The 16,510-nt window shown below is 73.4% G+C and carries 5 protein-coding genes; 3 read left to right on the top strand and 2 right to left on the bottom strand.

Going from position 1 to position 16,510, the window contains the following annotated elements; genetic code table 11:
- Positions 1 to 206: 206 nt before the first annotated feature.
- Positions 207 to 1,532, bottom strand: a complete 1,326-nt coding sequence (locus WME79_RS50295) for a hypothetical protein (RefSeq protein WP_437530608.1) — start codon at positions 1,530 to 1,532, stop codon at positions 207 to 209.
- Between WME79_RS50295 and WME79_RS50290 the strand changes: the two genes are divergently transcribed.
- The 3 genes from WME79_RS50290 (at position 1,486) to WME79_RS50280 (ending at position 11,436) form a co-directional block, all read left to right on the top strand.
- Positions 1,486 to 6,807: a tetratricopeptide repeat protein gene (locus WME79_RS50290; RefSeq protein ID WP_437530605.1), complete on the top strand. Its 5,322-nt coding sequence runs from the start codon at positions 1,486 to 1,488 to the stop codon at positions 6,805 to 6,807. The genes WME79_RS50295 and WME79_RS50290 overlap by 47 nt on opposite strands.
- 554 nt (positions 6,808 to 7,361) lie before the next feature.
- The gene (locus WME79_RS50285) at positions 7,362 to 8,855 is read left to right on the top strand and encodes a protein kinase domain-containing protein (RefSeq protein ID WP_437530602.1); all 1,494 of its coding nucleotides are present in this window, start codon (positions 7,362 to 7,364) and stop codon (positions 8,853 to 8,855) included.
- 172 nt (positions 8,856 to 9,027) lie between these two features.
- Positions 9,028 to 11,436: a hypothetical protein gene (locus WME79_RS50280; protein WP_437530599.1), complete on the top strand. Its 2,409-nt coding sequence runs from the start codon at positions 9,028 to 9,030 to the stop codon at positions 11,434 to 11,436.
- A 248-nt stretch (positions 11,437 to 11,684) separates the two neighbouring features.
- Here the strand turns inward: WME79_RS50280 and WME79_RS50275 are convergent, their stop codons facing one another.
- Positions 11,685 to 16,496 (bottom strand): hypothetical protein, encoded by a 4,812-nt coding sequence (locus WME79_RS50275; RefSeq protein WP_437530597.1) that lies wholly within the window; start codon positions 16,494 to 16,496, stop codon positions 11,685 to 11,687.
- Positions 16,497 to 16,510 lie beyond the last annotated feature (14 nt).

The raw sequence follows: 16,510 nt of genomic DNA, 5'->3' as shown, positions 1-16,510 counted from the left end.
GAGCGCGCAACACCAGCGAGCAGGCGCATCGACTGTAGATTGAGGGCGCGTGGATGTGTAGCATCCGCGGCGGTGGCCCACGGGGACGATCCGCAACACGAAGCGTCGCGCCGGCCTGGTTTGCCGAGCCTGTCCGGATCGCCGGACGAAGCTGGCTGGGAAGCCAACGCCGACAACGCTCAAATGACGCGCGCGAGCGCGCAACCTCAGCCCGGCGCGAAGACGCTGCTCGTCGGCACGAGCACGTCGAGGCTCGGCGCGCCGTCGAGCGCGAGCGCGCCGACAGACGGCGAACCGCTGCCGGCGGCCGCGAGCGCGCCGACAGACGGCGAGCCGCTGCCGACCGCTGCGAGCGCACCGACAGGCGACGAACCGCTGCCGGCGGCCGCGAGCACGCCGGCAGGCGACGAACCGCTGCCGGCGACCGCGAGCGCGCCGACTGGCGACGAACCGCTGCCGGCGACCGCGAGCCCGCTGCCGCCGCTGAACCCGCCGCCGCTGCCGAGCATACCGCTGGCCTCGAGCCCACCGCCGCTGCCGAGCGCGCCGCCGCCAGGGCCGAACAAGACGCCAGCCCCGAGCGTACCGCCGCCGGTACCGAGCAGGCCACCGCCGCTGATCCGCCGCAAGGACGGCAGCGTCGCGAGCGGGCCGCCGCCGGCGCCGCCGTCGCTGGCGCCGCCGTCGCTGGCGCCGCCGTCGAGGCCACCGCCGCCGATGCCTCCGGGAGGCGCGGCCAAGCCGACGGCTGCGCCCCCTGGCTCCAGCCCGGCCCGCCCTCCGGCGCGCGGCCCAGGCCAGCGCCCGCCGAGCCCGAACCGCGCTGCAACGCAGCCCTCTCCAGGCTCCGCCGCGAGCGCGGGGAAGCCGGCGCCTGGCTCCCAGCCGGGCGCCGCGGCCCAGGCGATCGCCGCGTTCGACGCAAGCACGACGCCGATGCCCATCTCGGTCGAGGCGACCGCGACGCCGCTGCCCATCTCGGTCGAGGCGACCGCGACGCCGCTGCCCATCTCGGTCGAGCCGAGCTCGTCGCCGACGCCCATCTCGGTCGAGTCGATCGATCCGGCGCTCGCACAGAGCGCCGCGCCGGCGCCCGCACAGAGTGCCACGCCGAGCGCCGCGCCAGCGCCCGCACAGAGTGCCGCGCCAGCGCCCGCACAGAGCGCCGCGCCGGCGCCCGCACAGAGCGCCGCGCCGGCGCCCACGCCAAGCGCGACGCGCACGCCGTTGCCAGGCGGCGCGCACGCACCGAGCGCAACGCGCACGCCGTTGCCAGGCGGCGCGCCCACGCCGGGCGCCTCACGCGCCCCGCTGCCGGGCGGCGCGCTCACGCCGAGCGCCACGCGCACGCCGATACCGGGCGTCACCCCGAACGCCGCGCATGCGCCGGGCGCCACGCCCGCGCCGAGCACGGCGGCGCCCGCGCAGAGCGCCGCGCATGCGGCGACCGTCCTGCACGCGCCGAACGCTGCGCATGCAGCGACCGTGCTGCACGCGCCGAACGCCGCGCATGCGCCCGCGCCGAGCGTCACGCACGCGCCCGCCTCGCCCGCCCAGCCGCCTCCGGCGGCGCCCCGCGCGCAGCCGAACGCGCCCGAGCCGCCCGCGCAGAGCCCGCAGCTCGCCGCTCCGGACCTCGCCACCGAGCTCCAGCAGCGCGCCGAGCGGCTCAAGGGCAGCGATCCGGTCGGCGCGGCGCGCGCCCTCGTCGAGCTCGGCATCCATGAAGAGCGGGCGCTCAAGAACCCCGCCGCCGCGCGCCGCTCTTACGAGCGCGCGCGACAGCTGTCCCGCACGCTCGAGCCGGCGCTCTCGCGGGTCCACCGCGTGCTCGACGCGCGCACCGAGCTCGCCCTCGCGCTCGAGGTCGTCGAGGACAAGCTCCGCGTCGCCGAGACCGACGCCCTCCGGGCCGACCTCCTCGCCGAGCGGGCGCGCCTGCTCCAGGCGCTCGGGCGGACGCCGGAGAGCTGCGAGGCCTTCACCGAGGCGCTGCGGCTCGTCCCGCTCCACGCCGCGTCGCTGCGCGGGCTCGAGATCGCCCTCCGGCGCGAGAGCGCCCGCGGCGCCGAGCAGGCGGCCAAGGACCTCGCTGCGCACCTCGACCGGCTCTCCGCCGCCTACGCCCCAGGGCGCCTGCGGCCGGACGGCGACGGCCAGCTCACCGCCTGGGTCCACGTCGAGCGCGCCGCCGTGCTCGATCGGAAGCTCTACAAGCCGGAGCTCGCCCTCGCGTCCCTCGAGGGCGCGATCGCGTTCGATCCAGGGCCTGGGCCCGTGCGGGAGGCGCTCCGCCGCCACCTCGTGCACCACGACGGCATCGTCGGCCTCGTCAGCGCGCTCTCCCTGGAGGCCGATCACGAGAGCGACGACGACCGTGCGGCGCGGCTGCTCTACACGGCGGCGCGGCTGCTCATCGACAAGATCCGCTCTCCGGCGGACGCGGTGCCCCTCCTCCGGCGCGCCTCGACGCGGGCCCCGGCCGGCTCGCCGACCGCGCGGCGCGTGGTCGGCGAGCTGATCCGCCTGCTCGAGACGAGCGGCATGCTCGAGCTCGCCGCCAACGTGCGCCAGAAGGAGCTCGCGCTCCTCACCGACAAAGAGGCGATCATCCACGAGCACGTCCGCCTCGCGGAGATCTACGACACCCTCGGGGACGCCGAGCAGGCCGCGCTCCACGCGACGCGCGCGCTCGACCTCGACCCCGAGGACAGCTCGACGCGGGAGCGGCTCGACCGCGCCCTCCAGCGCCTCGGCCACCACGCCGAGCGCGTGGAGGTGTGGACCGCCGTCGCCAACGCGGACCGGCCCGCGCCCGTCCGGGTCGCGGCGCTCCTCCGCGCCGCGGACATCTCCGAGCGCCACCTGAAGCGACGCGACGAGGCGCTCGCCATCCTGCGCGCCGCGTGGGCGATCGAGCCGGGCAACAGCTCGGTCTTCGACGCGCTCTCCGCCCTGCTCACGCCAGACGCGCTGGCCGTCGAGGAAGATCCGCGCGGCGTGCAGGCGCGGCTCGACCTGTACACGCAAGCCGCGAGCGCGACGGAGGACCCCACGCGCAAGATCGGGCTGCTCGAGAAGCTCGTCTCCATCTGGGAGGACGAGCTCGCCCAGCCCGCCCGCGCCGTGGAGGAGATCGAGAAGATCCTCGAGATCGACCCGGAGCGGCGCGCCGCGATCCTCGCGCTCCAGCGCAACGCCGCGCGCGCGGGCGACGCGCAGCGGCTCGCGCGCGCGCTCTGCGCCGAGGCCGAGCTCACGAGCAGCCCGCGCGAGCAGCGCAGGCTCCTCCTGCGCGCCGCCGACGTCACCGAGCTCCGGCTCGGCGATCGCGATCGGGCCTCGTCGCTGGTCGACCGCGCGCTCGCGATCGATCCGACCGACCCCGACGCGCTGCGCGCGCGCGTCCGCCTCGACGAGCGCGCCGGCCGGTACGAGGAGGCGCGGCGGGCGCTGCTCAAGCTCATCCAGCGCGACCCCGCGGGAGACGCGGCGTTCAGCCTCTGGATCGAGGTCGCGGGGCTCGACGAGCGGCGCCTCAAGCGGCCGCACAGCGCCGTGGAGTCGCACCGCGAGGCGGCGCGGAGGAGGCCCGCTCACCCGCTGCCCCGGATCGAGATCGCGCGGCTCCTCCGCGAGACCGGCAACTACGAGAAGCTCGTCGAGGTCCTCAGCTCGCTCGCCGACGAGGCGCAGCGGCCCGACGACCACGCGCGGCTGCTCTTCCAGGCGGCCGAGGTGCAAGAGCTCGCCCTCGGACGCGATCAGGACGCCCTCCGCCTCCTCGCCCGCGCCGACGCGGCGCTCGCCTCGGGCCAGCACGATCCGGCGATCCTCGACGCGATGGAGCGCATCTACGTCCGCGCCGGCGGCGCAGGCGTCGGCGTCGGCCTCGGCGCGCCCGTCGCGCAGCGGCCCGCGACCGGCGCCCGCGCGTCCAGCCTGCCGGGCATGTCCGCCTCCATGATCGCGAGCGAGCTCGCGGGGCTGTACGCGCGCTGGCTCGAGCGCAAGCCGCCGGCGCTCGTCGATCACGCGCTCCGGATCTCCCTTGCGCTGGTCCTCGCGGACAGCAGCCCGCGCCAGGCCGTCGAGATCCTGGAGGGGCTCGTCGGGGTGGTGCCGAACCACGTCCCGGCGCTCCGCATGCTGGAGCAGCTCTACCGGCACCTCGAGGCGCCGACGTCGCTCGCGACCGTCCTGCGCGCGGAGGCCGACGTGTTCACCTCCGCCACCGCGCGCGGCGGCGCCCTCTGGGAGATCGTGTCGCTCGAGGAGCAGCTCGGTCCGAGCGCCGCGCTCGAGGCGCTCGCGCGCATCGTGAAGGAGGCGCCCGACGACGCGGCCGCCCACCTGGCGATCCTCCGCATCGCCGCCAAGGCGAGCCCCGCGGATCCGAGCGCGCCGCGGGCGCAGGCCCTCTTCGCCAGCGCCATCCGCGACAGCCGGGAGCTGACGCCCGATCCCATCGCGCGCGCCCTCTACAGCGTCGAGGAGGCGCTCCTCGCGGAGGCGCAGGCCGACGCGGACCCCGCCGCCGCCCGCGCCGCGCTCGCCGGCTTCCGCAACGCCCTCGGGCTGTGGCCCGAGAGCGTCATCGCGGCGCGCGGGCTCGATCGGCTCGCGCAGCGCCTCGGCGACCGCGCGAGCGTGATCGCGGCCCAGCTCGCGCTCGCCGACCTCGTCCACGGAGCGCCCGCACGCGCGATGCACCTGGTGCGCGCGGCGGAGCTCACCGCCGAGGACGCGTCCCCCGAGGGCCGCGGGCGCGCGCTCGAGCTGTACGAGAGCGCGCTCCGCGCGGATCCGAGCTGCGTGGCCGCGGCGCGCGCGCTCGCCCGGGAGCTCGCGGGCGATCCCCAGCGGCTCACCGACCGGCTCGGCGAGGCGCTCGGCAAGGCCGCGAGCCGCGAGGCGATCTCGCTGCTCGGCACGGAGATCGCCCGGTCGGTGCTGCAGCACCACGGGCGCCCGGGCGCGATCGACGCCGGCGTGGGCATCGCGGCCGTCCGGCGGGTGATCGAGGCGATCCCGAACGACCCGGCGGCGCTGCTCCTGCTCGCGCGGCTGCTCACCGCGCAGCGCGTCTGGCTCGAGGCCCGCGACGCCCTGAAGCGCACCGTGGCCGCGGCGACGGACGCCGAGACCAAGATCGCGGCGCAGTTCCTGATCGCCGATCTGTACGAGGGGCCGCTCGCGAACCCGGCGCTCGCCCAGGACGCGCTCCAGGCGGTCCTGTCGCTCGACGCGCAGAACCGGCCCGCGCTCGAGCGGCTGCACAAGCTCGGCGTCACGCGCGGCGACCACGCGCTCGCGCTGCGCGCGCTCGGGCGCCTCGTCGAGCTGTCGCCCGACCCGGGCTCCCGCGTCGAGGCCGCCCTGCGCCTCGCGGACGCCTACCGCGACGCGGGCGACACGGCCGGCATGGTCCGCACGCTGTGCGACGCGATCGTGAGCGCGCCCGGCGGCGACACGCGCGGGTGGGTGGCGCTCGCCCGCCTGTACCGCGTCGACACGAGCGAGGGCGCGGCGGCCTACGCCAAGGCGCTCGCGCAGCTGCTCGAGCTCGCCGAGTCCCGCCGCATCCCGGCCGATCCGCGCTGGCTGACCACGCTCGGCCTGCTCGAGTCGACGCTGCTCGTGCGGCCTCGCGACGGGCTCGCGCGCCTCCAGCAGGCCGTCGCGCTCCCGGGCGCGCCGCCCGAGTCGCGCACCGCGCTCGGCCGTGGCCTCGAGGCCGCGGGGCGCAACGCGGAGGCGGTCCAGGTGCTGCGGGAGGTCCTGACGCCCGATCCGGAGGTCTTCACCCGGCTCCCGGACCTCGGCCCAGCGCTCGCCGCGCTCGAGGCCGCGCTTGCCAAGGACGGGCGCGCGGAGGAGCGGATCACCGTGGAGGAGGTCCGCGCCTGCCTCGGCGAGGTGTCGCTGGACCGCATGTCCCGGCTCAGGGGCCGGCGCGTCCCGTCGGAGGCGCCGTACGCCGGGGCCTTCGCGGGCCCCGAGATGGGCCGGCTGCTCCTCCCGGAGGCCCGGAGCCCCTGGATCGACGTGGCGCTCGCGATCGCGCCGATCGCCGCGAAGGCGATCCGCTTCGAGCTGAGCAACCTCGGCATCAGCTCGCGCGAGCGGATCGGCCCGCGCGACAACCACCCGACGCGGCACCTCGCCGAGCGGGTGGGCCGCGCGCTCGGCATCGAGGCGTTCGAGCTCTACCTCGTCCCCTCGTGGCAGGGAGCCGCCCGCGTCTTCCCGGGTGATCCCCCTGCCATCGTCGCGCCGACGTCGTTCATGGAGCTCCCGGAGCTCGAGCAGACGTTCGCGCTCGCCCGCCTCTTCGCGCGCATCGCGGTCGGCTTCACCTTCCTCGACGAGATCCCGGCCGAGGCCACCGACGGCCTGCTGCTGGCGTCGATCCGCACGCTCGATCCCGGCTTCGGGTCAGGCGCCATCTCGCCCCCGCGCGAGCACGCCGCGCAGCAGATGCTCCCCGGCGTGCAGCGGGCGATCGGGCGCCGCCAGCGCAAGATGCTCGAGGAGCTCGCGTCGACCGTCGCCGTGTCGTACGACGCGCGCGCCTTCGTCCTCGGCCTGCGCCGGAGCGAGCACCGCATCGGCTACCTGCTCTGCGGCGACGCGCTCGCCGCGATCGACTACCTCCGCCGGTACGATCGCGACATGGCCCGCTCGACCGAGGAGCCCCGCCTGCTCCTTCAACACCCGGTGTCGAACGAGCTCCTGCGCTACGCGCTCTCGGCCGAGGCCTACACCGAGCGCCGGCGCGCCGGCTCCATCTGGCCCGCCGTTTGAGCGGCACGCGCCCGCGGCGGATACGGGCCCATCTCGACGTTTTCGGTGCTCGGCGTACGGGAGTACGCCTGCGCGCCGAAAACGCCGATCTGGGCCCGTCTCCTGTGCGGGCGCGCGCCGCTCGGCAGGGCGCGTTCCGGGATGGATGAGCTCGGTGACGGGAGCGCTTCACTACGGATGAGCTCGGCGAAGCGCCTGCGATGGAAGCGCGTGCGATGAACGAGCGGTGGTGACGCGGCTTGGCATGGTGTGTTTCATGACCGGTGAAGTTTGGTATCGAGAAGATATCGGCGCTTCTGCGGTGACAGGGACGTACAGTTAACCGGTGATGTTATGTGGCTCCCGGGATCGCGGTGGGCAATCGAACATCCGTGTTGAAAAGATCACTGCGGTTCTGCGGCGACAAGGACGTACACACGAACACCTATGTCGTATGGCGCGCCAAGGCGCGCGGTGCTGCGTCGAACACGTAATTGTCCGACCTGAGCGGTGTCGGGGCGTTTGAGGCATGCGGAGAAGGTCAGGAGGACGGCGCGTGGTATCCTGATCTCCGCGTGAGCAATCCGCTGATCCCGGGCGCCCTGGTGGCGAGTCGCTATCGGGTCGATCGCCAGCTGGCCGAGGGAGGCATGGGGGTCATCTGGGCCGCCACCCACCTCGCGAACGGCGAACGTGTGGCGTTGAAGCTGCTGCGCCCGGGCACGACGGAGGACGCGTCGACACGGCGGCGCCTCGTCCGGGAAGCGCGCGCCGCGGCGGCGGTCGATCACCCGAACGTGCCATCCATCCACGACGTGCTCGAGCTCGACAACGGGACGCCGTTCCTCGTCATGGATCTGCTCGAGGGGGAGTCGCTCCGCGACAAGCTGCTGCGCGAGGCGCAGATCCCCCTCCCCGAGCTGTCGCGCATCCTGCTGCCGGTCATCTCGGCCGTCGGCACAGCGCACGCGCTGGGGATCGTCCACCGCGACCTCAAGCCCGACAACATTTTCCTGCTCACGCCCGACGCAGCCGCGCCACGAGGCTCGCCCGGCACAGCTCACGCCGCCGAGGAGCGCCCGAGCGGCGCGCCGGCGCACGGCTCAACGGATTCACCGGAGGCCGCGCAGCACGACGCCCGCGTCAGGGTGCTCGACTTCGGCATCGCCAAGGTCACGGCGGCCCACGGCGAGACCAGCTGGTCCTGGGGACGCACCGGGAGCGGCGAGATGCTCGGGACCCCGTACTACATGTCGCCGGAGCAGATCCTCGGCGAGCACGACGTGGATCACCGCGCCGACATCTGGTCGCTCGGCGTCATCCTCTACGAGTGCCTCACCTCGGTGCGGCCCACCGAGGCCGAGAACATGGGCAAGGTGATGAAGCGCGTCCTGACCGGCTCGATCCAGCCGATCGGGGAGAGCGCGCCCACGCTGCCCGCCGACGTCGCGGCCATGATCGATCGCATGCTCAGCCCGGACCGCGCGCAGCGCCCGGCCGATCTCCGCGAGGTCGGCGCGCTCCTCGAGCGCTACGCGGCCGTCGCCCTCCGCCCCTTCGGTCCCCCGGCGGCGCCCAGGGCGCCGGAGAGCGACTCGCTCGTGCCCAGCGCCCGCGCCAGCGACCCGCTCGTGCCCAGCGCCCGCGTCAGCGCCTCGCTCGCGCCCGACGCCCGCATCAGCGACGCGTTCCCGGCCAGCACCGCCGATCTGGACGGGGAGGCGTCGATCGCGACGCTGCGCGCAGGCAGCCTCCTGCCAGCGCCCCCCTCGAGCAACCGGCTGCGCGCGCGCAGCGCCGGAGCGGCCTCGCTGGAGGCGCCGCCCGACGCCGCGGCGCTCTTCTCGCCGGAGGCGGCCGGCGCCGCGCTCGCAGAGGAGGGAGCGGTCGTCTCTTCGGCGCGGGCGCGCCGCGCGAAGCGCGCAGGGATCAAGCTCGTCGCCGCCGGCGTGCTCATCGCCGCCGGAGCAGGCTTCTCGCTGCTTCGCTGCTCCGCCTCGTCAGCGCAAGAGTCGCCCCGCCACTTCTTCGTCACGCCAGCGACGCGCGCTCCATCGAACAGCGAGTGATCAAGTCAACTCCGGATCTGCCGGAGAGGTCTTGAGGGAGCCGCCTGAACGAGCCAGTGTCGAGCTCGCCCTGATCCCGCTGTGACGCGGTACGACCGCGTTCTGCCGGGTCGGATTCCTGTTGCGTCGGGATCTTGAACGCGGCCACGCTCTCTTACCTCAGGAGAGCGTCATGCCCAGCGATGTCATCGTCCGGATCCGTTCGCCCCGAGGGTTCATCGACCTGCCTGGCACCGTGGATGCCGTCGGGCCAGCCGCGTCCTCTGCCTTCGAAGGGCGAAAGTCCGCGCCAGGCATTCACCTGCTCGCGGTCGCTGTGAGCGACAGCGATTATGCCCTCTCGCTCTCGGCGCCGGTCCCCGGGGAGAACCTTGCGGCGCTCCGGGAGCGCGAGGGCAGGGCGGTGCTCATCGTGTTTCCCGGCCGCTCGCCTGTGCGCCGGCGGCTGCGCGCCGTCGCCGTCTCCAACGTCGAGGTCGTACCGGATCCGGGCGTGGCGTCGCAGGCGGCGCCGCTCGACCTGAACGCGGGGCGCGAGGGCGCCGCGCCGCTCTGGCTCCTGCCCGCCGGGGTGTTCAGCGCGAGCCCGACCCTCGGCCCCGACGGGCCCGCCGCCCGCGATGCCCTGGTCACCGCGGCCCGGTGGATCTCGTCGCGCCGGACGAGCACCCTCACGCAGCTCTTCCCGCCGAGCGCGTTCCACCCGGAGGAGCCGGTGCGCAAGGAGCGGCTCTCGGCGCGCCGGGGCACGGCGCTGCTGGATCAGGCGCGCGCTGCGCTCGAGATCGCGGCCGTGGGCGGTGACGAGGCGCGGCGCGATCCGACCGCCGCGGCGACCCTTCGCTCGGCGGCGACGACCGTCCTCTCGCACCTCATCGCGACGTCGCTGGACGACCGCGGCTTCGCGCCGGTCGCGGAGCGCGCCGCCGAGGAAATCCTCGCGCTCATCGAGGAGGAGGCGGGCGACGAGACGGCCCGGCCGGCGCTGCGCGCGCACGCGATCCACCTGCTCCAGCTGCGCGCCCCGGGGCTCACGGCGGCCCAGCAGGAGCGAGCGCGGGAGCTCGTCCGCGGGCTGCTCCGCGAGGCGCCGCCGTACGACGAGCTCACGGGACCGTGGAACCTCGCGATGTGCGGCGCCTCGGAGTTCCACGAAGGCGAGTGCAACATCCTCGTATCGACCCACGGCTTCAAGGAGATCGCCCTCCCGCCCGAGGCGCCCCCGTCGCCGAACGGCTGGAGCCGTTACCGCGCCTTCGAGGCCCCCTTCAAGACGCCCGCCGGCGAGCCCATCCGCGTCTTCGCCCGCACCGCCGCCCCGCGCGACGAGAACCTCGAGATGGGGATGACGTTCTTCATCGGGGTGCTCATCAACCGGCACGCCCAGCTCGGCGCCTTCGACCTCCGCGCGGCCGCGGTGCAGGTGAAACAGGAAGGGTACAAGCTGATGATGAACTCGCAGTGCGCGGGGCTCACCACGCGCTTTGCCATTTCCCAGATGTTCCCGGACGCGGACATCTACTCTTCGTGGGACTCGACCTATTTCAGGACCGGTTCGGAGGGGGTGGTCACCTCCTCCGAGGGGGTCGACTGCTTCGTCGCCGCGCTGCGCGGGATGAGCAAGCGCGCGTCGCACGCCGAGCTCGACGCGCGCCTCCGGCAGGCGCAGTGGCCCCACCCGCAGGCGCAGGTTGCCGGGTTCTCGCAGTTCGTCGGGCCCTCGCACCCGCTCGTCGTCGCCCGCTACTCCGACGTGAACCGGGACGGGCGCGCGGATTACTACGACGGCTTCCTCGACTTCCAGCTCACGGACATCGCCGAGGACATCGAGGCCTCGATGACGCCGCGCGACCCGGGGGTGAGCGCGTCGCAGATCGGCGGCGACGGCGCGGCGGGCCTCAACTGGGCGGCGGGCAGCCTCAATCGCGTCGCGCAGTACTCGGACATCTGGGCGGGGCTCGCGGGCAAGAGCGAGCTCTATTATGCCTTCCAGTCGGGTGGCTTCTTCAGCCACCGCGAGCCGCCCCACGACGTGCCCACGGGCGGCGCAGTGAAGCAGGATCTCGGGCGGCTCCCGGTCGTCACCCGCTTTCAGCAGAGCAAGGAGGCGCTCGGCGGCCTCTCGGTCGAGGTCATGTTCCACAGCCACCTGAGCCACGCAGCAAAGGAGCTGAAGCGCCTGCTCTGCGCGGCCGACGCCATGCGCCGCGCCTTCGATCTCGGCCACCTATCCGGCGGCGAGGCGCTGTCCACGCCGAGGGGGCAGCGCTGCGCGATGCTGCTCACCATGGCTGGCCTGCTGGAGTTCCCCGCGGACCAGAACCGCATCGACGGCCTGTGGTCGATGGCGCTCAAGGCGCTGCGGCTCCCGCAGATCTCCCGCAGCGCGGTGCGCGCCTGCATCACGGACGAGGATCACGAGATGTCGAACTACTACGGGTCGCGGCGCGGGCTGGCGCAGCTCCTGGCGGCGCTCGAAAAGAGCGATCCGAGCGCGTTTCAGCAGCTCGGGAGCGAGGATCCGCTCGTGGGGAGGCTGGCGGAGATCGACCTTTCGGCCGAGGGGAAGCCGGAGGGCTGAGCTTGAGAGGGCAGGTCGGGGGCTGAGGCGGTCGTCGCGCGCGTCGTAGCGCTCAAGGTCCGGGACGACCTCGGAGCGGCGGATCACGCGGAGAGACGGCGGCATCGGCCCAGAGGGTGGCATGGGGCTGGGGGCGCGCTGCGCGGCAGGCAAGGTCGGCGGAATCCTGGGTGCGGGCATGGCAATACCTCCCCCCGCGCGGAAGGGGCCGCGCTGCGGGCGCGCAGCTACGCGGGCGCCGCTCGAGCTCAGGGCATGCTGGCGATGGCGACGGAGCTGAAGCCCGTGCCGGCGCCGACCCCGACGGCGGAGGTCCAGCTGCTGCAGGCGCCGGAGGTCATTGCGGTGCACCGCGTGTGACGAATGCCACCGGATGTGCCGGTGCCACCGCCAGTCGAGTCGAGCACGTAAGCGAGCTCCACGGAGGCCGCTGCCGAGGTGTCGGCACCCACGCCGCGGGCCAGCGCCGGAGAGCCCACGATGCGGATGCCGCTGACGGGCTGCGTCGCCGCCGACCAGCTGCCATTGCCGCTCGGGTTGAAGAAGCGCGTGAACAACGTTCCCGCTGTCGCGCTGGAGCTCGACCGATAAGCCACTACTGCAAGCCCCCCATCAAGAGCGGCGAGCGAGACCTGGTGACTCGTCGTGTGCGTGCCAATCCGCGTCGACGGGCTCCACGTCGTCGCTCCCGTCCGCCTCCGCCAGTAGATTCCCCCCGCCGAGTCGACGAAGACCACCAGCAGATCGGCCCCGCTCCCGCCGCGGAAGGCGATGATCGAGGACGGCACGTCCCCTGAGACGTCCGTGCTGAGCACGGGTTCCAGTGTCCATGTGGTAGCGGCGGTCCTTTCGCTGACCCGAAGTTCCTGAGTGAACGAGGAGCCGGCAACCAGGCGACGCGTATAGACCACCGCTGGATGGTCCGACGGTAGCACCGCGATATCAGGCGCCAACACCGATACGCTCGCAACATCCACCGGCTCGGCGAAGGAGCCCCATGCATCGCCGGAGAAGCCGATGTACCGATGCTGATCGTCCATCGACGTGTCCATCAGGTACGCTGCATGGATGGCGCTTGCGCCGGAGCCGAGCGCCGGCCAGGCCAGGATGTCGGGGTCGGTGCCGATCACCGCCGCGAAGGGGGTCCACTCCTGTTCTGTGTAGTCCCATCGCGTGTACCGTAGCTTGTTGCTGCTCGCACCCGAACTGCCACGAACCAGCCCGATCCCTCCCTCCAGGTCCATCGCCACCGCCACGGGGCTCGCCGTCTGCACACCGGCGATCGTCGCGGTCTGCCAGCCTTCTCCGGGATGGAAGTGGGCGCCGAGGATCTCGCTCGCGCCGCCAAGCAACACCACGGTGTGCGCCTGGCATGTGCCGGGAGTCATCAGATTTCCCGTGCAGAAGGCTCCGGCGACGCATTGCGAGTCGTCCGTGCAGCTCATCAGACAGGCGTCACTCACACAGTCGTAGAGACCGCATGGCTCGGTCTCCGCCGGGCAGGCTGCTGACATGCCGGAGCACTGCTCGTCCACGTCGCACTCGCCCGCCGCCGCGCGGCACACCGTTCCGCTTCGCGCCAGCGCGTCGTTCGGGCACGCAGCAGCCGACCCGTTGCAGGTCTCCGCCACATCGCAATCGCCCACCGCCGAGCGGCACACCGTGCCGCTCGGCGCTCGCGCGTCGCCCGGGCACGCAGCAGCCGACCCGTTGCAGGTCTCCGCCACATCGCAATCGCCCGCCGCCGCGCGGCACACCGTGCCGCTCGGCGCTCGCGCGTCGCCCGGGCACGCAGCAGCCGACCCGTTGCAGGTCTCCGCCACATCGCAATCGCCCGCCGCCGCGCGGCACACCGTGCCGCTCGGCGCTCGCGCGTCGCCCGGGCACGCAGCAGCCGACCCGTTGCAGGTCTCCGCCACATCGCAATCGCCCGCCGCCGCGCGGCACACCGTTCCGCTCGGCGCTCGCGCGTCGCCCGGGCACGCAGCAGCCGACCCGTTGCAGGTCTCCGCCACATCGCAATCGCCCACCGCCGCGCGGCACACCGTTCCGCTCGGCTCCCGCGCGTCGCCCGGGCACGCAGCTACCGACCCGTTGCAGGCCTCCGCCACATCGCAATCGCCCCCCGCCGAGCGGCACACCGTTCCGCTTCGCGCCAGCGCGTCGCCCGGGCACGCAGCAGCCGACCCGTTGCAGGTCTCCGCCACATCGCAATCGCCCGCCGCCGCGCGGCATACCGTTCCGCTCGGCGCCCGCGCGTCGTTCGGGCACGCAGCAGCCGTCCCATTGCAGGTCTCCGCCACATCGCAATCGCCCGCCGCCGCGCGGCACACCGTTCCGCTCGGCACACGCGCGTCGCCCGGACACGCGGCGCTCGACCCGTCACAGCTCTCCGCCACATCGCAATCGCCCCCCGCCGAGCGGCACACCGTTCCGCTCGGCACACGCGCGTCGCCCGGACACGCGGCGCTCGACCCGTCACAGCTCTCCGCGAGATCGCACGAGCCCGCCGCCGCGCGGCACAGCGTTCCGCTCCGCACCAGCGCGTCGTTCGGGCACGCGGCAGCCGTCCCGTTGCAGGTCTCCGCCACATCGCAATCGCCCGCCGCCGCGCGGCACACCGTGCCGCCCGGCACGCGCGCGTCGCCCGGACACACCGCGCTCGTCCCATCACAGCTCTCCGCGAGATCGCAGTCGCCCGCCGCTGCGCGGCACACCGTGCCGCTCGGCGCCCGCGCGTCGTTCGGACACGCAGCAGCCGCCCCATCGCAGGTCTCCGCCATATCGCAAATGCCCGCCGCCGCGCGGCACACCGTTCCGCTCGGCACGCGCGCATCCCCCGGACACGCGGCGCTCGACCCGTCACAGGTCTCTGCCACATCGCAGATACCCGCGGCCACACGGCATACCGTGCCGGCCAACCTCACCGCGTCGCCCGGACACGCGGTGCTGGTCCCGTTGCACCGCTCCTCCACGTCACAGCCACCCGGCCCTGCCTCACGGCACACCGTCCCGCTCGCCCTCCTCTGATCACCCGGACAGACCGGGTTCGTGCCGCTGCACGTCTCCGCAAGATCGCAGTCGCCCGCCGCCTCCCGGCACACGGTACCGCCGGGCAACATCGTGTCGCTCGGGCACGCCGCGCTCAGGCCGCTGCACATCTCCGGCAGGTCACAGCCCCCGGCAGACGCGCGGCACACGGTCGTGCTCGATCTGAACACATCGCTCGGGCACACCGCGTCCGTGCCGGTGCACACCTCCGCCAGATCGCAGTCGCCCGCCGCGCTGCGGCACACCGTTCCGCTCGGCCTGAATGCCTCGGCGGGGCACGCCTTCGTCACCCCGTTGCACGCCTCGGCGACATCGCAGTCCCCCGTGCTCGAGCGGCACACGATGCCCGCGTCACGCACACCGTCCGCAGGGCACACCGTGCTGGCGCCGTCACACAGCTCGGCGACGTCGCAAACGTCCGTGGCCCCGCGGCAGACCGCCCCGACCGGGCTGGCAGAGCAGGTTCCCAGGTGGCCGGCGACGTTGCACGCCTGGCAGTCGCCCGAGCTGCCATTACCGCACGCCGTCTGGCAGCACACGCCGTCCACGCAGTAGCCGTCCGCGCACTCGGAGGCCGACGTGCACGGCTCCCCAGCGCGAAGCTGGTCGGTGCACGCGTCCCCTCTGCAAGTGAAGGGAGCGCAGCTCTGGTTGCCCCGGTCCACGCACGACCCGCTCCCATTGCACGTGTCCGCGAGCTCCAGCGTGATGCCGTCGGCGCTGCAGGTCGCCTCCCTGCACGCAGTCGTCGCCGGGTGCTGCTGGCAGGCGCCAGCACCGTTGCAGAAGCCCGTGTTGCCGCACGTCGCCGGTGCCTGGGAGTTGCACTCTTCGTCCGGGTCCCGATCGGACGCGATCGGCCCGCAGACACCGTCTTGTCCGATGCCCCGCAGAGACGTCGTGCACGCATAGCAGAGAGCGGAGCACTCAGCGTCGCAGCACACACCGTCGACGCAGTGAGTGCTCTCGCACTTCACGTCCGCGTCGCAGGGCTCACCGAGCCCCTTCTTCGGCTGGCACCGCGTCCCCGCGCAGATGGACGTCTTGCAGTCGACGTCATCCCGGCACATCTCGCCGACCTCGCACTTCTCGAGGCACGAGCCGCCGCAGTCGATGTCGCTCTCGTTGCCGTTCAGCGTGTTGTCCGGGCAGCAAAAGGGGCCATCGTCGACTTGCCCGTCGCAGTTGTCATCCTCTCCGTTGCACAGCTCAGCGTCGCTCGTCGCCTTGGGCAGGCATCGGATGCTGCCATCCTCGGCGTCGCACTGGGTGGTACCTTCGCTGCACCGGGCAGAGAGCCCCGTCTCGCAAGGCAACCCGACGCCGGGCAGGTCGTCGGTCACGCCATCGCAGTCGTTGTCCAGGTTGTCGCAGCGCTCCAGGCTGGGGAGGACATCATCCTTGCAGTCCCCCCAGCGACCCTCGTTGCAGTGCTGCCGGCCATAGTTGCACGGATCATGGCCGAGCGTGTTTTCCGGCCCTCTGTAGCAGAACTGCTCATCACCGTCGTTGCAGGCGCACCCCTCATCGACCTCGCCGTCACAGTCGTTGTCCAGCTGGTCGCAGAGCTCGGACGTCGGGATGATGGCCCCCGCGCACTGTCCCCAGACGCCGTTCTGGCAGGGCTGGGTCCCCTCGCGACAGAGACCTCTCCCCTGGCCCAGGGTGTCCTGCGACGCGGGGTAGCACAGCTTCTCCGCCCCCTTCTCGCAGGCGCAATCATCCTCATCGATGGCGCCGTCACAGTCGTTATCGAAATTGTCGTTGCACGTATCGCTGGGCTTCGGTTCGAGCGGTGGACAGGTGGCGGGTAGCCCGAGATCGTCGCACGCGTCGAGCAGCACCCAGCAGATCCCTCGGCCCTCATGGCACGAGACGGGAGGGAGCTCATCCGCGTTGGAATCGTTGCACGGGTTGTGCTCGCTCTCCGTGTCGACGCCCAGGAGGTCGGCGCAGCTGGCGACCGTCGCGAGCACCCAGAGCGCGAAGAGCACGAGGCCCGCCGGCATGCTCGGCCCCCTAC

The organism is Sorangium sp. So ce726 (assembly GCF_051521405.1).
Classification (GTDB): domain Bacteria; phylum Myxococcota_A; class Polyangia; order Polyangiales; family Polyangiaceae; genus Sorangium.
The sequence above is the reverse complement of the archived record's forward strand: the minus strand, read 5'-3'. Positions and strand labels throughout refer to the sequence as shown.